This is a genomic window from Clostridium manihotivorum, from assembly GCF_004015185.1.
Taxonomy (GTDB): domain Bacteria; phylum Bacillota; class Clostridia; order Clostridiales; family Clostridiaceae; genus Clostridium_AR; species Clostridium_AR manihotivorum.
On the sequence record NZ_CP025746.1, the window covers coordinates 2,525,228 to 2,549,617 of the forward strand.

The 24,390-nt window shown below is 31.8% G+C and carries 23 protein-coding genes and 3 pseudogenes; 23 read left to right on the forward strand and 3 right to left on the reverse strand.

Annotated features, from left to right (window positions below; genetic code table 11):
• The first annotated feature begins 257 nt into the window (after positions 1–257).
• The 16 genes and pseudogenes from C1I91_RS11305 (at position 258) to C1I91_RS11380 (ending at position 13,760) form a co-directional block, all read left to right on the forward strand.
• Positions 258–1,202, forward strand: coding sequence for an ABC transporter ATP-binding protein (locus C1I91_RS11305; RefSeq protein WP_128212975.1), 945 nt, complete (start codon positions 258–260; stop codon positions 1,200–1,202).
• The gene (locus C1I91_RS11310; protein ID WP_164880505.1) at positions 1,177–1,875 is read left to right on the forward strand and encodes an ABC transporter permease; all 699 of its coding nucleotides are present in this window, start codon (positions 1,177–1,179) and stop codon (positions 1,873–1,875) included. The genes C1I91_RS11305 and C1I91_RS11310 overlap by 26 nt, the downstream gene beginning before the upstream one ends.
• A gap of 12 nt (positions 1,876–1,887) precedes the next feature.
• On the forward strand, positions 1,888–2,475 hold the full coding sequence (locus tag C1I91_RS11315) for a TetR/AcrR family transcriptional regulator (RefSeq protein WP_128212976.1): 588 nt from the start codon (positions 1,888–1,890) through the stop codon (positions 2,473–2,475).
• A gap of 474 nt (positions 2,476–2,949) precedes the next feature.
• The gene (locus tag C1I91_RS11320; RefSeq protein ID WP_128212977.1) at positions 2,950–3,438 is read left to right on the forward strand and encodes a helix-turn-helix domain-containing protein; all 489 of its coding nucleotides are present in this window, start codon (positions 2,950–2,952) and stop codon (positions 3,436–3,438) included.
• A 14-nt stretch (positions 3,439–3,452) separates the two neighbouring features.
• Entirely contained in the window at positions 3,453–3,815 is a 363-nt protein-coding gene (locus C1I91_RS11325) for a DUF4180 domain-containing protein (RefSeq protein WP_128212978.1), read from the forward strand.
• Positions 3,816–4,147: 332 nt separating this feature from the next.
• Positions 4,148–5,676: pseudogene (locus C1I91_RS11330) on the forward strand (IS1182 family transposase).
• A 262-nt stretch (positions 5,677–5,938) separates the two neighbouring features.
• Positions 5,939–6,217, forward strand: a complete 279-nt coding sequence (locus C1I91_RS11335; RefSeq protein WP_205694305.1) for a hypothetical protein — start codon at positions 5,939–5,941, stop codon at positions 6,215–6,217.
• A 48-nt stretch (positions 6,218–6,265) separates the two neighbouring features.
• On the forward strand, positions 6,266–6,811 hold the full coding sequence (locus tag C1I91_RS11340) for a GNAT family N-acetyltransferase (RefSeq protein ID WP_128212979.1): 546 nt from the start codon (positions 6,266–6,268) through the stop codon (positions 6,809–6,811).
• Positions 6,812–7,176: 365 nt separating this feature from the next.
• Positions 7,177–8,238: pseudogene (locus C1I91_RS11350) on the forward strand (IS630 family transposase).
• Between the two features lie 64 nt (positions 8,239–8,302).
• Positions 8,303–8,539 carry a DUF6199 family natural product biosynthesis protein gene (locus tag C1I91_RS11355; RefSeq protein WP_128212980.1) on the forward strand — a complete coding sequence of 79 codons (237 nt, stop codon included), beginning with the start codon at positions 8,303–8,305 and terminating at the stop codon, positions 8,537–8,539.
• A 174-nt stretch (positions 8,540–8,713) separates the two neighbouring features.
• Positions 8,714–9,247, forward strand: a complete 534-nt coding sequence (locus C1I91_RS11360) for a GNAT family N-acetyltransferase (RefSeq protein WP_128212981.1) — start codon at positions 8,714–8,716, stop codon at positions 9,245–9,247.
• A 429-nt stretch (positions 9,248–9,676) separates the two neighbouring features.
• Positions 9,677–10,600 carry an AEC family transporter gene (locus C1I91_RS11365; protein ID WP_128212982.1) on the forward strand — a complete coding sequence of 308 codons (924 nt, stop codon included), beginning with the start codon at positions 9,677–9,679 and terminating at the stop codon, positions 10,598–10,600.
• A 47-nt stretch (positions 10,601–10,647) separates the two neighbouring features.
• Positions 10,648–11,472, forward strand: a complete 825-nt coding sequence (locus tag C1I91_RS11370) for a phosphorylase family protein (protein WP_128212983.1) — start codon at positions 10,648–10,650, stop codon at positions 11,470–11,472.
• A gap of 166 nt (positions 11,473–11,638) precedes the next feature.
• Positions 11,639–12,163 (forward strand): P-loop NTPase family protein, encoded by a 525-nt coding sequence (locus tag C1I91_RS11375; protein WP_128212984.1) that lies wholly within the window; start codon positions 11,639–11,641, stop codon positions 12,161–12,163.
• Positions 12,164–12,419: 256 nt separating this feature from the next.
• Positions 12,420–12,566, forward strand: a complete 147-nt coding sequence (locus C1I91_RS28130) for a hypothetical protein (RefSeq protein WP_164880506.1) — start codon at positions 12,420–12,422, stop codon at positions 12,564–12,566.
• A gap of 237 nt (positions 12,567–12,803) precedes the next feature.
• Entirely contained in the window at positions 12,804–13,760 is a 957-nt protein-coding gene (locus C1I91_RS11380) for an amidohydrolase family protein (RefSeq protein WP_128212985.1), read from the forward strand.
• 462 nt (positions 13,761–14,222) lie between these two features.
• Here the strand turns inward: C1I91_RS11380 and C1I91_RS11385 are convergent, their stop codons facing one another.
• Together C1I91_RS11385 and C1I91_RS11390 are read right to left on the reverse strand one after the other, a co-directional pair.
• Positions 14,223–15,248 (reverse strand): hypothetical protein, encoded by a 1,026-nt coding sequence (locus tag C1I91_RS11385; protein ID WP_128212986.1) that lies wholly within the window; start codon positions 15,246–15,248, stop codon positions 14,223–14,225.
• A 184-nt stretch (positions 15,249–15,432) separates the two neighbouring features.
• On the reverse strand, positions 15,433–15,681 hold the full coding sequence (locus tag C1I91_RS11390) for a hypothetical protein (protein WP_128212987.1): 249 nt from the start codon (positions 15,679–15,681) through the stop codon (positions 15,433–15,435).
• Positions 15,682–16,125: 444 nt separating this feature from the next.
• Here C1I91_RS11390 and C1I91_RS11395 point away from each other — a divergent pair, with 444 nt between their 5' ends.
• The 7 genes and pseudogenes from C1I91_RS11395 to C1I91_RS11420 all read left to right on the forward strand — a co-directional run bounded on the left by C1I91_RS11395 (position 16,126) and on the right by C1I91_RS11420 (position 22,792).
• Positions 16,126–16,698, forward strand: coding sequence for an AAA family ATPase (locus tag C1I91_RS11395; RefSeq protein WP_164880507.1), 573 nt, complete (start codon positions 16,126–16,128; stop codon positions 16,696–16,698).
• 115 nt (positions 16,699–16,813) lie between these two features.
• Positions 16,814–18,342, forward strand: a pseudogene (locus C1I91_RS11400) (IS1182 family transposase).
• A gap of 266 nt (positions 18,343–18,608) precedes the next feature.
• On the forward strand, positions 18,609–18,932 hold the full coding sequence (locus C1I91_RS11405) for a hypothetical protein (protein WP_128212989.1): 324 nt from the start codon (positions 18,609–18,611) through the stop codon (positions 18,930–18,932).
• Between the two features lie 40 nt (positions 18,933–18,972).
• A complete protein-coding gene (locus C1I91_RS11410; protein WP_128212990.1) occupies positions 18,973–19,632 on the forward strand; it encodes an acyltransferase in 660 nt (219 codons plus the stop codon).
• A 120-nt stretch (positions 19,633–19,752) separates the two neighbouring features.
• Entirely contained in the window at positions 19,753–19,896 is a 144-nt protein-coding gene (locus C1I91_RS28135; RefSeq protein ID WP_164880393.1) for a hypothetical protein, read from the forward strand.
• A 159-nt stretch (positions 19,897–20,055) separates the two neighbouring features.
• Positions 20,056–20,529: a GyrI-like domain-containing protein gene (locus C1I91_RS11415; protein ID WP_238475975.1), complete on the forward strand. Its 474-nt coding sequence runs from the start codon at positions 20,056–20,058 to the stop codon at positions 20,527–20,529.
• An 838-nt stretch (positions 20,530–21,367) separates the two neighbouring features.
• Complete coding sequence (locus C1I91_RS11420) at positions 21,368–22,792, forward strand: serine hydrolase (protein ID WP_128212991.1); 1,425 nt, start codon at positions 21,368–21,370, stop codon at positions 22,790–22,792.
• A 487-nt stretch (positions 22,793–23,279) separates the two neighbouring features.
• Here C1I91_RS11420 and C1I91_RS11425 read toward each other — a convergent pair whose 3' ends face one another.
• The gene (locus C1I91_RS11425; RefSeq protein ID WP_128212992.1) at positions 23,280–24,188 is read right to left on the reverse strand and encodes a carbohydrate kinase family protein; all 909 of its coding nucleotides are present in this window, start codon (positions 24,186–24,188) and stop codon (positions 23,280–23,282) included.
• Positions 24,189–24,390: the final 202 nt, after the last annotated feature.

Here is a 24,390-nt window from a genome sequence, read left to right on the forward strand (position 1 = left end):
TTACATTAATAATAAATACATATGTGATTGTCCAAATTAATTTAGGGGCTTATGGAGAAAGTGTGAAAGCAAGCCGGTAGTTTTACTGGAAAACTGATTTTGTACCTTTATAAAGGGATGAATAAATATAAAAAATATGTTTCTCTGGATCATAAAATAATAAATTCATGTTGCATATTTGATTTTCCAGTGCTATACTCTCTACATAAGGTACTGAGGTACCTTATACGAAAAGCGTGAGAGTGAGGTGGGTACCTTTGTCAATGATTCAAACTAAAGATTTAAACAAGCGTTATGGTTCGAAAAATAGTGTTTCTAATATTAACTTGACAGCTAACGAAGGTGAAATATACGGATTTTTAGGGTTAAACGGTGCTGGAAAGACAACAACAATGCGTATGCTGCTAAAAATGATTCGACCTACATCAGGCGAAATTTATTACTCAGGACAATCAATTTCAAAGCTTCCTTCTGAGTTTTGGAATCAGGTGGGATACTTGATTGAAACACCACATGCATATCCAAACTTTACTGTTGAAGAAAATCTCATATTATATGCAAAGCAAAGACTCATTCAAAGTTCGGAAATCAAGAAGCGAATTGATGACATATCACAGCAGCTTTTGTTAGATGCATACCGACAGGTTAAGGTAAAAGATCTTTCTCTAGGAAACAATCAGAAAGTCGGACTAGCAAAAGCACTTATACATAAACCAAAGATTCTTTTGCTAGACGAGCCTACAAACGGGTTAGATCCAGAGGGGCTTGTGGCTGTACGCCAAGCTTTATTGAGTATGGCTAGAAACGGAACTACTATTTTTATTTCAAGTCATTTACTAGATGAGATGGAAAAACTGGTGAATCGTATCGGAATACTTGCTAGTGGACGCCTGTTGCAGGAACTAAGTTTTTCAGAATTTGAAGGCTGTAGGGAAGCTAAACTATATATAAAAGTGGAGGAGTCTGTTAAAAATCTTACTGATTACCTTACTACAAAGCACTTGCAGTGTACTTCAGTAAGTGAGTCAGAAATACTTGTCTCAGGTGTGCCAATTAATCAATATTCTGCTTTGTTGCATCAATTAGAGCAGCAGAAGCTAAAGCCTATGATTTTTAAGCCTGTAAAGGAAAGCTTAGAAGAATTCTTTCTTAGAACAATTAAGGAGATGCATAATTATGAAACAGCTATGGTCAATGATTAAAATAGAGCTTTATAAAATAATACGAGGTCATATACCAATCTATATTTTGGCCTTTTATACCTTTTTAATATTCATTCATATGCAGGATAAAACCTGGGGAGCATTTTTAAGTGGTACTTTTTTCATGTATTCAACTGTAATTGGGCTGATAGGCTTCAGCATTTTAAGCACATGGGTATTTGGAAGGGAATATCAGGATCAAACTTATAAAGATCTATTATCCTTACCAATTCCTCGTACAAGTTTAGTTACTGCGAAGTTTTTGGCTTCAGAATTGAGCTTTTTAGGTATAACTGTGATATCCATCATGTTGACTTTCATACTAGGGTATTGTTTTAATTTAGCAGATTTCAATGTAGTTTTGGCTGGAAATATTGTAAAGCGATTGAGCATAGCAACACTATATAACATAGGTCTAAGCTTCCTGTTCCCGTTCATTGCCAGCATGGTACGTGGTGTACTTGCACCCGTTAGTATTTCCTTTGTAGCTCTAATTATTGCTGTTGTTTTTGGATCACATTCTGTAGGGCCATATATTCCATGGTCCATTCCTGGAATATATTTAACTAATCCGCAGCTAATTAATTGGGTGGGCAGAATGTCAGTTTCTGTTATAGTATTTATTGGTGTTTATGGTACTATATTATGGTGGAATTATGTTGATCAAAAATAGGAGGAAAACAAAGTGAGCGATAATGTTAGACGCCGCCGAGGCGTTACACTGGAAAATGCAATTTTAGATGAGGCATGGCTACTGCTTCAACAAAAGGGATATGGTAAGTTGACTATGGATGATGTAGCTCATGCTGTAAAAACCAATAAAAATGCCATTTATAGGCGCTGGCCACAAAAATGCTATCTTATTTTTGCTGCTATAAGCCGACAATCACCAGCTATAAACTTTGAAATAGGAGATCATGGTTCATTGAAGGAAGACTTAGTGGCACTATTTGAAAGCTTAAATCCAATTTTTCAGATCATAAAACCTGATGACCTGCGAGATTTGATTTCAGATATGTTTTCCAATGCAATAGCCTACGACTTATTTAACGGTATCAATAAAGAAAATGATATTAGTAAATCCATTGTGACTATTATAACCAGGGCTAATCAGCGCAATGAGATTTCACTTTCTATAAATACTATTTCTGAAAAAGCTTTAAATCTGCCATCACTGTTGATTATCAACGAGATCATACAGCATGGTAAGATTACAGAAGACAGTGCAAAGGACATGATAGATAATATTTTGCTGCCTATATTTACAGCTTAGGCTATGAATTTTCTTCTTTTACATATGTACCAGAGATAAGAATCAAAATAAAAATCACAGTGTCCAGAAATAAAACCTTCAGCTGAGTTAGGCTGGAGGTTTTAAGCATATTATTGTAAATTAGAATTGCACTGTAATTTACGAGTATGCATAAATAGGAATGAAATAATAAAACCTCGCTTGCTGTAGTTAGAACTGGTCAAATAAGCATACTACTTCATAATGGAGTCTATTAAAATAAAGCTGAGTAAATTCACAAAAAGCTTTATTTAAGTCTAATGATAGAAGCGGTACATCAGAATTCAGACTGTAATTCATTTATAGTAAACAAAAGTATAATAAAGTGCAACAAAATATATATAATAGCGCAATAAAAGTCAATAAAGTTAAACAAAGTGCAATAAAACACTTGACGATTATAAGAAAGTACATTATAATTTGACCATAGATTAATTTTGAGAGGGTAGATTTCTTATGGAAGATCAATTTTACACAATAGATAAAATAGCAGAAATATTAGGTATGCATCACAAAACCATAAGGAAGTTTATAACAGAAGGTAAGCTTCCAGCAAGCAAGGTTGGAAAGCAATGGAGAATTTCAGGACATGATCTGAGTACTTTTATGGAAAAAAATAATGTGAATATAAGTGATAAGGAGATTAGTGAAGAGTCAAATATTGATTTTGTTACTAATGGAGAAATTAAAGATACTGTAAATGAAAAGGTAAATGTATCTACTGTTGTAGATATCAATGATATAGATAAAGAAGAATATTTCAGAATATCCAATACTCTTATAGCACTAATGAATTGTAAAGACCCTAAAATGGGCAAATCAACCGTTAATGTGAAATATGATGAAAAGGTAAGTAGACTAAGGGTTTTATTATGGGGAAATATAAGCTTTATCGAAGAGATGCTGAGTGTGATTTCTATGCTAGTGGAACAAACTGATTTATAAGGAGAGTGAATGTTTTGAATTACAGAGTAGTAGATAAAGATAACAAGAAATATATTGAATTTGCTTCTGACTTTATGAAACTTTCTTCAGAGAAAGATGTGATAGATTATATATCTATATGTATGGAAAATGATGTTTATACAATATTATTGCAGCCTAATGTATTATCCGAAGATTTTTTTAATCTAAGATCTGGACTTGCAGGTACGGCATTGCAAAAGTTTATAAACTATCATGTAAAGGTCGCTGTTATTATTGAAGACACTGAGGTACTTAATGAGAGATTTAAAGAAATGATTATGGAAGCTAACAAAGGAAATCATTTTAGAACCTTTAGCAATACTCAAGAGGCTGAGAGTTGGATTGCAAGTTTATGACATTAAGAAAAGTCATCTAAACCTAAACTGGTATTACTTTGCTCATCGGGTGTAGGAAAACAAAAGAAGTCCTTTATTTTTAAAACAGCGCCAAATAGAAGCATATAAAAAATAATAGAGAGGAATCCTCGAACTACGGGGGTTCTTTAATTTTGCCTGTTTTTAAGATTGCAAGGGACAGGGGGACGGAGCGAAACCACTGAAAAACATATTATAAATATTTGAAAATATGTAAAATAAATCAGAATAAAGTAGAATAAAATACAAAAAACCCCCTTAAAATGGTATAATGGAATTGCGACAACCATAACCAAAAAGGGGGTTTCAACCATATGTTAAGAAATCAATCAAAACAATACAGTCTATATTCTATATTATACCACAAAATTCCCGATAATCATATATTGAAACTAATTGATCAAGCTGTGGATTTTAGTTTTGTTAATAAACTTCTTGAAAGTTCTTATTGCAAATATTATGGCCGTCCCGCAAAGGAACCGGAAATGATGATAAGATTGTTGATTTTACAATATTTATATAATCTATCGGATGAAAAAATAATAGAAGAAACTTCTTTAAATCTTGCATCCATGTGGTTTGTTGGCTTAAACCCAGAAGAGGAACTTCCGCATCCAAGTCTTCTTGCTAAATTTAGAGTTCATAGACTACAAGAAGTTACAATGGATGAGATCATAAAAGAAGTTGTAAAACAATGCGTTGAAAAAGGAATTATAAAAGGACATAGTATAAGCATTGATGCTACTCATACACATGCTAATACAGGTAAGTTAGTTCCTGAGAGAGTATTAAAACACTTAGCTAAAAAAGTCCTAAAGAACCTAGAAGAAGAAAGAGGGTCAATACCTGAGGATGTTGATGCAAACATTCCTGATTATAAAGCAATCGACGATCACAAAGTAGCCAAAGAAACAATGAAAGCATACTTGGAAGATCTTATGGAGAAAGCAGAAAATCATATAGAAAATCCTGATACTTCTGCTACCGCAGCGGTTATTAAGAATGCTCGTGAAATCATATCCGATGAGAAATTTATTCAACAAAAAGGAGTACGTTCATTAGTAGACCAAGATGCAAGAGTGGGAAACAAAAGTAAAACTGATAGTTTTTTTGGATACAAGACAGAATTTATAATGACTACAGGTTCAGAACGTATAATCACTGCGGTAGCAGTACATGATGGAGCTTATGTTGACGGAACAGGTTTTAAAGAATTATACGAGCTAACGAAAGAAGCAGGGATTGAAGCGGAAGAAGTTTATGGTGATAAAGCATACTTTAGAAAACCCATTTTAGACTTAATTAAAGAAGATCAAGCAGAAGCTTATATACCTGTTAGTGAATCTGTATATCGTATCGATGAGAGTAAATTTAATTATAATAAAGACTCCGACCAATGGTATTGTAAATATGGAAACAATACAGTAAAAAAGAAAGCAAAAATCAATAAAAGTGGTAAAAAAGTTTTAGATATACTTTTGACAAAGAAATATGTAAAGATTGTCCACACCGTTCTGAATGTATTAATGGTAAAGTGTCAGCAAGAACTTTAGAAGTTGGAGTAAATGCACATGAGTACTACGAGTATAGTCAACGTGCAAAGACTCAAGATTTTCTAGAAAAATATAAAAATCGTTCCTGTAATGAGTGGAAAAATGGTGAAATGAAGAGATTTCATGGGTTAGACCGTGCCAAAGGGTATGGTCTAAGAAGCATGGGCATGCAAGCCCGGTTAACGGCATTAGCGGTAAATTTGAAGAGGATAGCCAAGCTGGTATCCTCCTTTTTATTAGATATACTGAAGTTTTTTACAAATAAAGGATGTTTAATCTATTTTTATTGAAGAAGCCGTTTTTTATTGTCTAAAAGATGCTACTTTTTCAGTGGTTTCGGACGGAGCTTTTGTCCCATATAAAGTGTGGCGAACTTACAATAAATGTTTTAATGTATAATATATGGTATGATTGTTCAATGTATAAAGTTAAGGCACTTGTAAAGGAGAGGTTATATCATAGAGTACAGCAAACAAAATAAAAAGGCTTGGGAATATAACGCTTATGATTTTTGGGTAAGTACATCAGGAAAACCTTCGGATAGAGTTAAGAATGATTTGTAGTGATTTTCATCCATTCCAAAAGGTATCAGATGTTCTAGGGTTAGAAAAGCAAACAGATATATTTGACGGTGAAATGGTGCATGCAAGGTTTTTCTCTGAAGATATTCGTAGACAGATGCCTTTATGTAGTTATAGAAAATACAATATTAGTGAAATCATTAATGCTGTTATGGAAAATGGATTTACTCTTAATAGATTTGATGAACATCCATCTTGGACAAAGGACAATGTACAAGAAGAGTTTACAATTGTAGCAAGGAAGAATTAAACAATATCAGCTTAGCATGGTGTTTGGCAATGAAAGGTGGAAGCTAAAGTGAATTTAAATAATATTATTACGGATAGATTAATATTAATCCCTGTAACCTTGGAAATAACTCAATCCTTATTAGAGGGAAGTATTAAAGAAATTGAAAAACTCGGAATAGGCTTAGATGAAAAATGGCCTACTAATGATACTAAGGATATCTTACCTTTTATAAATAAGGACTTAGAGAAAAGTAAAATCCCAAGTGGATTTGAATTTTGGATGATTGTTAAAAAGGATAGCATGAAAGTAGTAGGAGATATAGGGTTTAAAGGAAAACCAGATGAGAAAGGTGAGATTGAAGTTGGGTTTGGCTTAGTAGAAAATGAAAGAGGGAAGGGCTTTGGTTTTGAAGCCTTAAGAGCTATTACGGATTGGGCATTTTCTCAAAAAAATGTAAAAGTCATTAAGGCAGATTGTCTCATTGATAACAGGCCTTCTGCACGAATATTAGAAAAGGTAGGCATGAAAGAAATTAATCGTGACCAGGATTTGATTTACTGGGAACTCAGGGACATGGGGACGGAGCTAATGTCCCCTGTGGAGTTGATGTAACCATAAACTCTGAGGACATACTTATATTTGACAGCGATATTTCAAAGAAATACATGAGATTATATAACGCGGATACATTAGCCGATGAAGAGCTTCATTATATAAGAATTGATGGTTTGATAAGATTATGAAAATTGGATAATGGAGTGAAAAAGTAAAATTAAGATCTTCAATTAATTGTATACTTTATAGAACTGGTTGCAATAAAATAGCATAATTACGAGTAATTAAACAGGAATTCTAATATATATATGTTGCAAGATGAAAATTTCGATATGATATTTAGGTAAGAACATCCATTAATATAAGATAACTAAAATATCCAAACTAGAATATAAAATAAAAATTATAGCGAGGTTTTAAATATGGATATTTTGATTCTTAATAAGATTGCTGGGCATGAAGATGATATAAACGAGTTAAAATCAGCTTTAAAAAAGACTAAAAACACAAGGTTATATAAAAGATATTCTGTTTTACTTAAGCATTTTGATGGATTTACAAATAGAAAAATAGCTGAAATGGAGAATCTAGAAGAACATACTGTTTCTACATATATAAAAAATTATAAATCAAAAGGAATAGATGGATTAAATATTGGCCACGGCGGCGGAGCGAAAAGAAAATCAATTCACTTCAAGAGAAGCTCATTGTAGAAACTATAACTACAAAAACTCCAGAAGATGTAGGCTTCGAATCTAAAATGAATTGGACTATTGAATTAGTGAGGCAATGGGTTATTAAAGAATTTAATATAAATATGTCACATAGAGGAATAGCATATGTACTTCATAGATTAAATTTAAGTTATACTAGACCTACTTACGTCTTAGCGAAAGCTGATAAAGAAAAGCAAGAAATTTTTAAAAGTGACTTTAAAGCTTTAAAAAAAATGCCTCAATGGCTTAGTTGATACCATCTTATTTGAAGATGAATCAATGATTAGAGATTATCAAGCAATTCAAAAGAGCTGGTTTATAAGAGGACAACAAAGGAAAATTCCTACGTTCGGTAAAAATGCAGGTGTTAAACTTATGGGAATATTGGATTACGAGACTGGTAACGTATATTGCGAGGAACATGAAAGATATGACGCTAAGATATTTAATGACTTTTTAGAAAACGTACTTAAGCAGTATCCAAAAGGAAAAATTGTTGTGGTATTAGACAATGCTAAGATTCATCATGCAAAGCTGATTCAGCCATTTCTTAATAGAGTTAAAGATAGGCTTGAATTGATGTTTTTACCACCGTATAGTCCAGAAATGAATCTTATAGAGGGGTTATGGGGATGGCTAAAGGCATCTGTTATTAACAATGTCTTTTATAAATCTCTGCCACAAGTTAGAACTGCAATTCAAAAGTTTATAAGTAACATAAATAAGGTTCCTACTCAAACAATAGACAGGCTATGTGTTAGATTGTAGAAACCAATTTGCAATATATATAGCTTGAACTATTTTATAAATAAGAAGTGATTGAGGGGATTTTATGAAAATAATAGATATATTCTTCATTTTGGTTTTTTCTATTCCTATTATTGTAGTGCTTTTATATATGATATTTTATCCAAGAGAAAGAGCTTTATTCGGCAGGAGATGGCAGTTTAAGAATGAAAACCTTGAACCAAGTGACGAGATGGTTAAATATAATCGGAACATGGGGATTATTGTATTAGTTTTTGTAGTAATAATAATAGCTTTGTCTATTTTAAAAGTATTATGGTAATAGACATAGTGATGATAGCTTTTTGTAAAGAAATTAGCTTTAGAATATAAAGTCATTGGTAAAGGATAGTAGAAAATACCCTGAAGCAAAAGTATAATTGAAGAATATGTTATAATAAATTTAGGGACAAATTTAAGTAATAGACAAACAATAAGTTTGCAAGGGGGCTTGAAAATGATTGGAATTAAAAGGATTGCTGAAGCTAATAAGAATGATATTAACATTCCTAATGAACCTTTTGCATTGTGGGGAAAAATGATACCAACTTACGATGGTACCAAATGGGCATACACCACCGAGGAATTTGAGAAAAGTGAAATCAGGGATATGGTATTTCCAGATGAAAACTATGATTTTGATGAATTAAAAAAAGAATGCTTCTTTGTTGGAGCCTATAATGATAGTGGAAAGTGTGTAGGACTTGCGATATATAGGCATTACTACTTTAAATATTTATATCTTGATGATTTAAAAGTATCTAAGGCGTATCGAGGTAACGGAATAGGTAAGCTATTGCTGGATGAGGGAAAGAAAATTGCGTCAGAAAACGGTTATCGAGGGATTTATACAATAGGTCAAGATAACAATCTTTCTGCATGTTTATTCTACATAAAATCCGGATTTGCAATAGGTGGACTTAACACACAGGAGTATGAAGGAACCAGCCAAGCCGATAAGAGTAATATCTATTTTTACTTAGATTTGTAAATTGAATATTGTTTAAGTATAGGGAGTGATGTATTATGATGAATTTAAATATACACAAAATTAAGCATAACTCTCGGAGTGGCTTATTGGAAGGTTAGTAATGGAATGTTTTTTAGAATGATTACTCGGGAGAAAGCATTATTTCATCCGGGTATTTTTACGCTTAAATTTAAAATATAATTAGGAGCCATTGTAAAAAGAATATTCCATTATTAATAATTGATGTCCAGAAAGCCTTGATTTCCTTTGAAGTTATTTCATATATGCTTAGCAAATGCTAATACAAGAAGAAAGATTGGAGACATTAACATCTGAAAATCTTTATGATATAAGAATTAATTGATTAAGTGTGTTATGAAAATTTGAGTTTATTGTAAAGTGAAGAATATAAGGTATAACTTGTTTCCCCTAAATTATGGAGGTAGAATTGTGATTAGTTTGTTATTAATGAAGCAGATTGCCAAACTTTTTTTAATTATGGCTATGGGATTCGTATTGGTTAAAACACGTTTAATGAAAGTAGAAGAGAGCAAAAGTCTTTCAATGATTGTTATTTATCTAATAATGCCTTGCGTTATTATTAATGCCTTTCAGGTTAAATATACAGAAAGCATACGGAATGGATTGCTTCTTGCTTTTGTGGCCGCAATAGTGATTCATATTATTTTGTTGATTTTAGTAAAGGTGATTGAAAAGATATTTCACCTGGATGCAGTTGAAAAAACATCTATTATGTACTCAAATGCTGGCAATCTGATTATCCCAATTGTAACTTCTGTCCTAGGAAAAGAATGGGTTATTTATTCCAGTGCTTTCTTATCTGTACAAATAATTCTTCTATGGACTCATGGCAGGATGGTACTCTGCGAAGAGCGAAAAATAGATCTTAAAAAAATTCTTTTAAATATCAATATGATTACTATCTTCTTTGGAATTTTATTGTTTGTTACAAGAGTCCAACTACCCAATATTATCGCGGGAACTATGGAATCAGTAAGTGTTATGATTGGTCCTATTAGTATGATTGTGACGGGAATGCTGATTGGAAATATGGGCTTTAAACAGATATTTGATTATAAGCGAATTTACATAGTTACATTTCTTAAAATGTTGGTATGTCCCTTTATAATTTTGCTTCTGCTTAAATATGGTGGAATGGCAAACCTATTATTGAATGGAAAGATGATCTTACTTATCAGTCTACTTGCAACAATAACACCTTCCGCATCAACAGTTACACAAATGGCTCAAATCTATGGGAAGAATGCAGAATATGCAAGTGCTATAAATGTAGTGACAACTATTATTTGTATTGCAACAATGCCAGTTATGGTTTGGTTATACCAGATATGAGATATATTCTAATGAGCCCCATATATCTTTAGAAGGGAGATGGTCTTATGGAGTATAACGATTTAATATCAGCAATGAAACGGTTTGGGGTCTGTGATGAGGCTGTATGCATTAATAGCTTGGGAATTGCTTCAGATATGATTCATGATAATGTAATTATTACACCTGGCTGGGAGCCGCAAAGGTTGCCTGGCCTTGGTAAAGCGGAATTACTTATCTCATCTGCACCATTATATGGTTCAAAGGTATGGAATATAAAAAATGGTGAGATTGAAATGACATTTATTAAAACTGGCTGTGGGGCTCCAGCATTCATGGATACTTTACTGCCTTTGGGTATGTCCCAATGTAAAAGAATTATATTTATCAGTTCTGTTGGTGCCTTAGATACGAAGATAGGTATAGGTGATATCGTTATTCCTGAATATTCTGTATGCGGTGATGGTGCAAGCAGATACATAGCCTCAAATAAATTAGGTATAGATGTTTTTGGTGAAAGAGTTTACCCAGATGCATCATTACTCCAACTTCTCAAAGTGGAAACCGAGAATATCTGCAATGAAAATAATGTAAAATGGCATATAGGCGAGGCTTTCTGCACTGACACGATTTTTGCTCAATTTCCTCATATTGATAGTATCATAAGCACTGGATGCAACCTCATTGATATGGAAACTGCTTCAGCATTCAGAGCGGCAAAATTGATGAAAAAACCGCTGGTCGCTTTATTATGTGCTTCTGACAATATGATTGCGAATAAGTCTCTGATGGGCGGAAGAACGCAGGATGAAGAAACTTATATGAAATTTGTAAGAAGAGAAGTTATGCCTAATATTATACTAAGTCTCATCAAAGCAGACAGATGCATCTAAGGAAATAACATTAAAACCTTCAAGTAGCTTTATAGTCATGGAACAACTTGGTTAAATATGGTATGATTACAAGTAATTATGTCGGAACAGTAAGATGTTGTTCACTAATAATATTTGTATTTATTCGTATGCAAGCAAAAGAAACTGAAAAGCGAGGGCGTAATAGATGAAAATTATAATAATCGGGTGTCCAGGTGCGGAGAAATCAGTATTAACAAAAAGAATTAATGATTTTCTGCATTACCCAGTTTTACATTTAGACAAAATTTATCATACTGGCGGAAAATCGCACATAACAAGAGACGAATTAGTTGCAAGAGTAAGTGATTTTGCAGGGATACACGAGAAATGGATTATTGATGGTAATTATATTTCTACACTTGAAATGAGGGTTAAATTAGCTGATACAGTGATAGCATTAAATATACCTTCAGAAATATGTGTAGCCAATGCTTATAAAAGAGCTGAAGAAAATATTAAGCAAGGTGTAATTAGGGATGACATGGCAGAGGGCTTTGATTATACAGTGTCAGAAGAATTCGTTGAGTTCATAAAAAGTTTTCAAATGGATACAATGCCTAAAATTAAAAATATATTAACAAATTTTCCTGATAAAAACGTAAAAATTTTAAGTAATTATAGAGAAGTAGAAGAATTTATAGATATTTTAAGAAAAGAATATGCTGAATAAATTGCTGAGGAGTACTTTTAAAGGAACTATTAATACAAAGGTTATGGGTTAATTAGTTAGGAATATTCTTAAGATGAGACGTAACTTTTAGAACTTAGAGTAGGAACAATGTTCTTTGAAGATTGAATAATGCAGTAAAGAATTATTTTAAAACACCTTTTGGTATACGGATTTCTTAGAGAAGTGTGGAATAATATGGTATAATCAATATAGAGTGGTAAGATTATACGATTTAATGTAAGGTGGGGAAGAGGATTTGAGTTTTTATGTTTTTGGCCAAATAACAGGATGGATAGTTAATGTTACTTTTATAATAGCACTTATTGTTATTATAAAACTAGCTATTAAAGCAACCGAAGCGCTTGACTTATATATTAATGATAAGAAAAATAGTAAACTATAATTTCATATTCTCCTTATTTAGCATTACATAAATAAAAACTAATAATTAATTAAAACGCTGCATTATTCACAATTGAGTATGCAGTTTTTTTACGTGGCATTACAAGAAAATCTCAACGAAAACTTGTGATGATTTAAAAGTTATAAATCAGCATATCATCAGGGACATGGGGACGGAGATTATGTCTCATATATTTAACTTAAAAAAGCTACGCAAAGGGAAATGGTGGAGGATAAGATGAAGGACATATCTTCAGATAAATTCATTGAAGCATTAAAGAATCATGATATGGATAAATTAAGAGACATACCAAAATCAGACTTGCACAATCATTTTACATTAGGTGGAAGTAGGGATTACATTAAACTCCAAACTGGAATAGATATTCCTTTTTGTAAAGAAGTTTTGTCCACTATGCAGGAGATGCATAACTGGAATGATAAGTATATTGGTGAGAAGTTTAACAACAAAGAAATGCGAAAACTGTTGGTTGATGCCACTTTTGTACAAGCAAAACATGATGGAATTAAAGTTCTTGAGATAGGTGAAGATGTTTGGGGCTTAGGAGAATTTTATCATGATAAAATAGAATATTTAATTAATGCATTTCAAGATGCAAACCAAAGGATAGCGCCAGAAATTGAGTTACGGCTACAAATAGGATTATCAAGACATTGTCCCATAGATTATTTGACAAAGTGCTTAGAACACTTTTGGGGAAATGAAATATTTTATTCTATTGATTTATACGGAGATGAGCTTTCACAACCAATTGAAAACTTTATCCCGATTTATAAGAAAGCTAAAAGTCAAGGTTTGAGGCTTAAAGCCCATGTTGGAGAATGGGGAACTGCATATGATGTGAAAAAGGCTGTTGAATTGTTAGAACTAGATGAAGTACAACATGGCATTGCTGCGGTGACTTCAGAAGAGGTAGTTGAGTTTTTAATAAATAATCATATCCGATTAAACATTACCCCTACAAGCAACATTAAACTTGGAAGAGTTGAAAGATTAGCAACACATCCAATCAAGGAACTTTACCGTTCAGGAGTTGATGTAACCATAAACTCTGATGACATACTTATCTTTGACAGCGATATATCCAAGGAATATATGAGATTATATAACGCGGACACATTAACCGCTGAAGAGATTGATGATATAAGAATAAATGGCTTGAGAAGATTATAAAAATCGGAGTTTATGATGCCATATGAAAATTTTACGTCTTAAAAGCTATGAGGAATTAATTCTTTATAGCTTTTTATATTTTAAGCCCAACTCAACTGCTAGCAATTTGCAAAATATTAGGAATTAATTTTGATGAAAAAGGCAATATGACTTGTTTTTCAGATGAAGGACTTAAGAAGTTTATGGAAGTAACAGTTGATAGGATGAAACTTAGTCAGGAATAAGATGGAAAACCTCCGCGATAAAACACGTTATATCGGCCTTTAAAAAAGCGAAGGGGAGTTGTTAAACTCCCTTTTTATCTCCAAAAAGCCCCGCAGGTCACACTGGAATTCACGTAGTAAATTCCAGTGTGTGTTGGAAAGTAAATTAAAATAAGGGTACAGCCGACTTACGTGTAAATACCAGCCACATAATAATGACTAGGTTGAGCTATTTTACAATTTAACATAATATTTATTATTAATTAACTTTAAAAATATTAATAATAGCATCATCAACTTCAAAAATTTTAGATATTTTTGAAGTTGAAAATTCATAATAATATAATGCATTTGAAGTTACAGTATTGCCTTTATTAGATTGATCAATAATATTTGAGTTTAATGTAGAGCCCAAAAAATAGAATCCTTTTTCATCTGGTGAAAATTGTGGACTTTTAATTATATTAAATTTAGTATTTTCAAATTTATCGCCAGGCTTTAATATAACTTTTTCACATTTATTTTTTAAATCAATTAAATAAATACTGTGTATTGTCTTTTTATTAACTATATCTGTAGCATCAAATAAAAGTTTATCCGCATTATTATTAACAGAAATATTATCAATAAATTTATTTGCACTATAAATTTGCTTTTTATTTTCTCCACTTTTATCATATTCAGCTACTTTATTACTTGGTATATTAGGAGATTTAGTTGACGCCATTTCACTTATAGAACGTTCTATTGTATAAATTTTATTATTGACCTTGTTATAATAAAATTTATATATTTGCAAATCTGCATCATTCTTAAAAGTACGTATATCTTGATTTACTATATCAAATACACCTAATGTATAATTTTTATTATTAACATTTTGAAGAGTTCTAAAAATTAATGTATTATCATATAAATCAAACATATCTCCACTACAATTATTAAACGCTACCCTTTCAGTATTATCTTTTTTATTGGTTAAATCCACTTTATATATATTATATTTTTTTTCAATTAAATTAGAGTAATACAAAATATTATGTTTTTGATCTATACTAAAGTCTGAAAAACATTCATTTTTTCTCGAATAAACTTTTTTAAAGTCGTTTTTCTTTAAGTCGTATATTCCATAATTTGCGATATAATCTTTGTTAGTATACATTACTGATATTTTGATGTTATTTTCATTTTTGCCACTTGCGATTTTAGAACTAAATATAACTATAAGTATTGAAAAAGATATTACTATAAAAATTAATATATATATAAAAATCTTTTTTTTCATATTATCCTCCATATAATTAATTTTCAAATCAATTATATGTTATTTAATAATGATAATAACTTCCCTGAAAATATCCATCACTTCCAAGATGCCCAAAAGTAACCACAAATCCTCTCCATGTTAGATCTAATATAACACCAGATTTGAAATTACCAACATCATATTTATAAAATACAGCTTCAGTTCAATTAGTTTTATCTGTTACGTGTATTTCTGTTCCCCCTGGCGGATTATCCTGTGACAACTTAGTTGCACAATCTTGGTCAGTTATCACTTTTCCATCATAGCCTATTTTACCACCAGGTTCATACCAGGAAACCAGCCCTGATGTACTATAATAATCAGCTTTTGCTGGTATAGTAATAAAAATACTACTAGCCAACAACATACATAAAGTTGTAGCACCAAAAACTTTAAATTTCTTTTTACACATTCTATCCCCTCCAATAATAATTATTTATATATATAAATTCTATATTTTTACATATTTTCCTTCATAATCTAAAAATAAATTATCTTCAATTTCTTTCTTTATTATTAGAGGATTAGTAAGTTTATTTTTACTAATTATTTCAAAAGATTCACCAAAGCTTTCTTATACATTAAAGTTTTGTATAAAAAATTTCTTTAAATAATGAAATTTGATAAATAGATTTGTCGTAATTCAAGAATAAGACGACATAACTTGCGAAATTTACTATGCTAACAATGCTCTTTGAAAATAGAATAATGCAGTGTAGAGAATAACATTAAAACCTTCATGTAGTTTTATAGTTACGAATAATTTGGTTAAATGTGGTATAATTACAAGTAATTAAGTCGGAACAGAAAGATTTTGTGAAACAAATAATATTTATATTTTATGAGGCAAGTAATTATGATTATATGGATAAATGGTCCATTTGGAGTTGGAAAAACAACAGTTTCATATGAATTACATAAAAAATTAAAAGATTCTTTTGTATATGACCCTGAAAATGCAGGAGAATTTATTTGGAATAATTCACCTGATTGTATTAGTCGTAAAGGTGATTTTCAAGATATATTAATGTGGCGTGATGTTAATTATCAGATGTTAAAATATATACATGAAAATTACTCTGGAATAATCATTGTGCCAATGACACTGGTGAATAAAGAATATTATAGTCAAATTATTGGCAGGCTGATTAATGAGGGAATTTCTATTCGTCATTATATTTTACTTGCTGAAAGGTCTACTTTATTAAGTAGGTTAGCAGCAAGAGGTGATTCAAATAATTCATGGCCAGCCCAGCAGATGGATAGATGCTTACCTTCGCTTGAGAAAGAAATCATGGGCATAAGAATTAAAACAGATAATTTGAGTATTGAAGAAGTAGTAGAACTTATTTTAAAAAAGAGTTTTGAATGTACTAGTCACCATCAGGGACAGGGGGACGGAGCGAAACCACTGAAAAACATATTATAAATATTTGAAAATATGTAAAATAAATTAGAATAAAGTAGAATAGAATACAAAAAACCCCCTTAAAATGGTATAATGGAATTGCGACAACCATAACCAAAAAGGGGGGTTCAACCATATGTTAAGAAATCAATCAAAACAATACAGTCTATATTCTATATTATACCACAAAATTCCCGATAATCATATATTGAAACTAATTGATCAAGCTGTGGATTTTAGTTTTGTTAATAAACTTCTTGAAAGTTCTTATTGCAAATATTATGGCCGTCCCGCAAAGGAACCGGAAATGATGATAAGATTGTTGATTTTACAATATTTATATAATTTATCGGATGAAAAAATAATAGAAGAAACTTCTTTAAATCTTGCATCCATGTGGTTTGTTGACTTAAACCCAGAAGAGGAACTTCCGCATCCAAGTCTTCTTGCTAAATTTAGAGTTCATAGACTACAAGAAGTTACAATGGATGAAATCATAAAAGAAGTTGTAAAACAATGCGTTGAAAAAGGAATTATAAAAGGACATAGTATAAGCATTGATGCTACTCATACACATGCTAATACAGGTAAGTTAGTTCCTGAGAGAGTATTAAAACACTTAGCTAAAAAAATCCTAAAGAACCTAGAAGAAGAAAGAGGGTCAATACCTGAGGGTGTTGATGCAAACATTCCTGATTATAAAGCAATCGACGATCACAAAGTAGCCAAAGAAACAATGAAAGCATACTTGGAAGATCTTATGGAGAAAGCAGAAAATCATATAGAAAATCCTGATACTTCTGCTACCGCAGCGGTTATTAAGAATGCTCGTGAAATCATATCCGATGAGAAATTTATTCAACAAAAGGAGTACGTTCATTAGTAGACCAAGATGCAAGAGTGGGAAACAAAAGTAAAACTGATAGTTTTTTTGGATACAAGACAGAATTTATAATGACTACAGGTTCAGAACGTATAATCACTGCGGTAGCAGTACATGATGGAGCTTATGTTGACGGAACAGGTTTTAAAGAATTATACGAGCTAACGAAGGAAGCAGGGATTGAAGCGGAAGAAGTTTATGGTGATAAAGCATACTTTAGAAAACCCATTTTAGACTTAATTAAAGAAGATCAAGCAGAAGCTTATATACCTGTTAGTGAATCTGTATATCGTATCGATGAGAGTAAATTTAATTATAATAAAGACTCCGACCAATGGTATTGTAAATATGGAAACAATACAGTAAAAAAGAAAGCAAAAATCAATAAAAGTGGTAAAAAAAGTTTTAGATATACTTTTGACAAAGAAATATGTAAAGATTGTCCACACCGTTCTGAATGTATTAATGGTAAAGTGTCAGCAAGAACTTTAGAAGTTGGAGTAAATGCACATGAGTACTACGAGTATAGTCAACGTGCAAAGACTCAAGATTTTCTAGAAAAATATAAAAATCGTTCCTGTAATGAGTGGAAAAATGGTGAAATGAAGAGATTTCATGGGTTAGATCGTGCCAAAGGGTATGGTCTAAGAAGCATGGGCATGCAAGCCCGGTTAACGGCATTAGCGGTAAATTTGAAGAGGATAGCCAAGCTGGTATCCTCCTTTTTATTAGATATACTGAAGTTTTTTACAAATAAAGGATGTTTAATCTATTTTTATTGAAGAAGCCGTTTTTTATTGTCTAAAAGATGCTACTTTTTCAGTGGTTTCGGACGGAGCTTATGTCCCCTATATTTAGCTTAAAAAGGATATATAAATGGAAGATGAAGATTTTATATTCAGATAAATTTATTGAAAAACCTCTTCGGTCTACGGGTTTCTTATGGTAATTGGTTTCATATTGTATAATTAATAATAGTTAAGGCGGAATGGTAAGATAATGTACAATAACACTATTTTACATAGAAATAAGTTAGGAGGATATGTTTATGGATCTTCAATTAATATTAGGAATAAGTAGTATCTTAATATCAATTGTATTGACGCTCTCTATATTAATATCTAAGAAAGACCATTATGATATTTTTCAAGTAAATATTGAAAAATATGAAATAATTAATAGACCTAAATATAGATTTAAACTATTCATTACAAACATTTTATTCGGAATACTTGGAGTTATAATTGGGTTTATTATAATTTTTAATTTCTCGAAATATCCGGGATATATTGCAATTTCATATTTCTTAATAACAAAATTATTAGAAATGTGGACAAAACAAGGTACTGTTAAAAGGAAGATGATTAAGTAGTGATATTCTTATACTGCGAAATACTTTAAGGAGGATTATTATGGAAATTTCTGTTGATGAACTTTTTACACTGAGTGAATTAGATGCACAAGCAATATTTTGTGGGGTTAAGTATCCTTGGGAAGCCCTTACAAAAATCAGGGATTTCATTTTTGAATACGCAAAGACTCTGCCTAATGATTTTGAAAGAATAGAGGAATTTGTATGGGTTGGCAAAGGCACTACTATTGAAAGAAGTGCCCTGATAAAAGGTCCTGCAATAATTGGTTATAATTGCGAAATCAGGCATTGTGCCTACATTAGAGACAATGTTATTATTGGTAATAATGTTATAGTTGGAAACTCAACTGAAATTAAAAATTCAATCCTTTTTAATAAAACCCAGGTTCCCCATTATAATTATGTTGGTGATTCAATATTAGGGTATAAAGCCCATTTAGGGGCAGGTGCAATAACCTCTAATTTAAAGTCTAATGGAACATTGATAAAAGTAAAATATGGTACAGATATTATTGAAACTGGTTTAAGGAAATTTGGTGCAATTTTAGGTGATTCATCGGAAGTAGGATGTAATGCAGTTTTAAACCCAGGGACAATATTAGGAAAAGATAGTATCGTTTATCCATTATCCTCTGTGAGGGGTTATATTCCAGAGAATAGTATTTTGAAAAGTAGTGGTGAAATTGTAGAGAGAAAATAAAGTCAGGAAATCAGAATATCGTATTATTTCAGAAGTGAAATTTACTGTGTTTTAATACATATTTTTCTTTTATGACAAATCATCAACGAAGTTATCAATCTATTATACACAGAAAAGAGTATGAAGAGAAAAGAAGTGAGTTTTAGAGTTGATCTAACCATAAACTCTGATGATATACTTATCTTTGACAGCGATATATCAAAGAAATACATGAGATTATATAATGCAGTGAAAGATGTTATGAAAATATTTATTCATCTATAGAATATATGTAATAATTTCCATATATATGATATGATTACAAGTGATTAAGTCATAATATTAGTGCATAGAGTAACGACCTCAAAATTAAGAGAAAATGGAGTATCTCTAAAGGCGTATCTCCGCATAACTTTATCATTATCATTAAAAGGAGTGTTTAAAGTGAACTACAGAATTGAGCAAAAAAATTCGTTTACCATTGCAGGTGTCAAGGAAAGGTTTTCACATATTGAAGGCTTAGGTGAAAACATAGGAAGAATGTGGAGTGATACACCATCAGAGACATTTAAGCAAATCGCTGAACTGGGGGACACCGAACCATATGGTTTATTAGGTGTATACAGTGGAATGTATGAGGACAATACAACTGACTATTATATCGCCACTATAACGAAAAAAAGCTGTCCTGAAACATTGTGTAAGCTTGAAATACCATCTCTTACATGGGCAATATTTGAAATAACCGGTCCTATGCCTACAGCAATGGCAGAAGTATGGGGACAGATTTTTGCCCAATGGTTTCCTACATCCGGTTATGAGCATGCAGAAGCACCAGAAGTGGAGTGGTACTCGGAAGGTGATATGAGTTCAACTGACTACAAAATCGAAATTTGGATACCAGTTATTAAAAAATAAGGTTCTATGATCAATAAGCATTTTGCTACCAAGATTGATGCATAACATTTATATATGTTAACACAACTAAAAAACGAATAATAATTTCAAACACCGCATTATTCAGAATGAGTATTGTGGTGTTTTTACTTCTCATTTCAAGAAGATGATTTGCTAAAAAGAGTTTCCTGTAAGCCACTTATTTATTGATAAGCTGAGATATGTAATATATCTCTGAACCCCGCATGAATTCTATATATTTATATAATTATTTAATTATAAAATTTTGTCATCATATGAACTGTTAGGGCTGTTTTATAAGGATATCTGTATTGGATACAATGCTCAGATAGTTTATAGCATATTTATTCCCACTAAGTTAAGTATAGTGGGGGGGGCTCTATTTTTTGAGGCTTTTGATTCAATAGAAGTGACATTTGGTATAGTCTAAGCTATTACAGTCATCACACATCATTGAAGAAATTCAGTTTTGATATATTACATCGAGGTTGAAATTTTTTACTTTTAGAGATATTATTTCAAGTAGCGGCGTTTATATTAGAGATGGTAAAAAAACTAGTGGTTATTACAATGATATGAATACGATCAAAAGCTAGAATTTTATATACAAGCTATGAATACACGGAATGTTTAACTTGATTAGAGAAGTTTACGAGCAAAGAGAGGCAATATCATCCATGTGGAAGATATAAATACCATAAGGATATTTTTATTTTTTAAATGAATATCCTGAGATAACTATGAATTATTATTTTATATAAGGTAACATAATTATTTGCAATGATTAGGTTTTAACAGTTTAAAGAAACAGAATTACTTTAATAAAGGTGGTATAGGAATGAATCCAAAATCTAAGAACTTCCTAAGAAAGTTTTTTATATCCCTTGTAATATTAAGTTTAGCCTTTTGCGTTATGGTGCATGCTGAAGTTAATAATAATGACTTAAAGAATTTTAAAGCTAAACTAGACAGCAGAGTACCTAAACTTTTGAAAAAGTATGATATAGGGGGAACTTCCATAGGACTTATAAGTGGTGGTAAACTCACATATGTTCTAAACTATGGATATAGTGATAAAAGTGAAAATAAACCAATAACTAATGATACAGTGTTTCAGGTAGGCTCTGTATCTAAGAGTGTTGCAGCTGTATCAGTAATGCACTTAGTTCAAGAAGGAAAGCTTGATTTGGATGCTCCAGCTGAAAGGTACTTAACCCGCTGGCACATTCCTGATTCAAAATACAATAAAGACGATGTAACCATAAGGCGGCTTTTAAGTCATACAGCAGGTATTTCAATTCATGGTTATGGTGGAACAGATCCAGATAAAAAGCTTCAAAGCTTAGAAAAGTCTCTTTCAGATGGAGTAAAAATTACAGCTAAGCCTGGAAGCCAATATAGCTACTCTGGAGGTGGATATACAATACTTCAGCTTATTATGGAAGAGGTTACAAAGAAGCCTTTTTACCAATATGCTAATGAAGAAATCTTAAATCCATTAGGTATGAAAAATAGCTCTTATGATGCTGAGTATTTTCCTGAAACTATGTCAAAGGCATATAGTTTTTTTGGAGAGAAGATTCCAACATATAAATATACTGAAGCAACTGCGGCAGGATTAAAGACTACAGTTAGTGACTTTTCAAAGTTCATGCTTGCCTGTATGGATGATGGAGCTGGAATTATAAGCAAGGAAAATCTTGATACCATGTTTACTCCAGTTAAATCAGGTTACGGATTTGGATTTGCCAGAGAGACTTTATCTGATGGAACTACAGCTATATATCATGCTGGTGCTAATCGAGGATGGGAAGCTCAATTCGAGATGATACCTGGAAAAAAGGACGGAATAATTATTTTTACCAACAGTGACAACGGCATTGCCATTATAAATGATGTGCTTAACCAGTGGAAGGGATACGAAACAGGTAAAACTCCATCACTATTTTATATTTATAAAAATATTGAACTTGTTGCCTTTGTTGCACTTATGGCAGCAATAATACTGTCGGTGATTTTAATGATAGCTTTATATAGAAGTGTAAGACAGGGGAAGAGGAGTTTTGGAAAATTTAAAGCTAAGCTTATGGTAAGATTTGGTATAGGAATGGTTATCCTTATTGTATGGAACGCATTTTTTTATTTTTTTAGATTGGCACTTTTAGAATCATATGTGGCTAGAATGTGTACTTATACTGTTTTCATACTTGTAGTTACAAATCTAATTTATGGACTGTTCCCTAAAAATAAGGCAATTATGTGATTTGGTTTATATAGTGAGAAGTGACAAATTGAGAAAGCTTTTTAGTGACATTGATATGGGACAAAGAATAAAAAGGAAAAATTATGTGGTTTGCCAGAGCTTCTTCACATAGGCTCAGAAAAGGCAGATTCGTAAAAAAGGTTCACTGAAGAAGAGTACTTTGGTGAACATTTTTTACTTTTAAGACTAGTATGAATCTTTTTATTATCTAGACATAACAATATTAAGGCTTTAGAACAGTAGTTTAGGGTGAAAAGTAAAAGACAAATCTTATTAACCTGCCCAAATTTCTTCACATAGGATCAGGAAAGACAGATTCGCAAAAAAAGGTTCACTGAAAAAGGTCGTTAAGTGAACCTTTCTTTCTGTTAAGACCAGTATAAATTTTTTTATTATCTAGATATAGCAACATTAAAGCCGTATAACAGTTGTTTAGGGGAAATAGTAAAAATTCAATTATGAACTTTCATAAATTTATTCATATAATTCATGGTTTCAATTCAGGTACTATCTGCCTAAAAACATCAGAAGTTAGAAGGCTACCTTTTATCCCCACGACTTTTGCAGATACTTGATTGGCTATCGCTAGGCTTTTTATATAGGAGTAGCCCAACATTCTACAAGCCATAAAGGCTCCGATGTGAGAATCACCAGCACCAATTGTATCAACAACATCAGCTTTGATACCCATAGAATGCTGTAGGTGTTCACCATCATATATATAGGAGCCCTTTTCACCATCTGTGATGATAATCAAATTATTGGTTAAGGAGTACAGGATCTTAACAGCTTGTTCTAAAGTTACTGCCTTTGTAAAAGTCAGAATTTCATCCATATTTAGATGAATAATCGGTGAAAGCTTGAAGATGTCATCAAGCTTCTTTTTATCTATTATGGAGAATCTTGGACCAGGGGCAAAGAAAACTTGTAAATGCTTATTTTCATTAAGAAAAGAGATGATTTTATTACCTGTGGCTTCTTCAATTTCTAGACCACAGATGTAAACTTGGTCAAAATCATTCATATTAATATCGTCAAGCCACATAGGGTCAAAAGTATATTCAGCACCGTGATATGATAGAAAAGTTCGTTCCCCATTGGATTCAACATAACAATAACAACACCCGTTATCTTGATCTTCAACTCTGACAAATGGTGATAATCCTATCTTTTTCAGTTGTGAAGCCACATAATCTCCATAAATTCCAGTACCGATAGGTGAGCAAAACACATAAGGTACTTCAAAAAGCTTTATTATATTCTGCACATTAAAAGCACAGCCACCCATAGACATAGTTTGGCCATTTATGTGGCAGTCCTCAGTGGTAGTGGGTAGTTTTTCTATATTGATGATTATGTCCAGTACAGTAGATCCAATAATCAGCGTTTTTTTCATGTTTACCTCCTAAGCTTATGTAAAATGGATTTGTTAAATAATTATATTATATCACAGGGACAGTGGGAGAAGGGACAGGGGGACGGAGCTTTTGTCCATGTTACAAGTCATAAGAAACATGCTGTATGATAGCTAGGAAAATATAACAAGTTTGGAAGCTATATGCGAAAAATATGTTATACTATAATAGTGCGTTTTTACT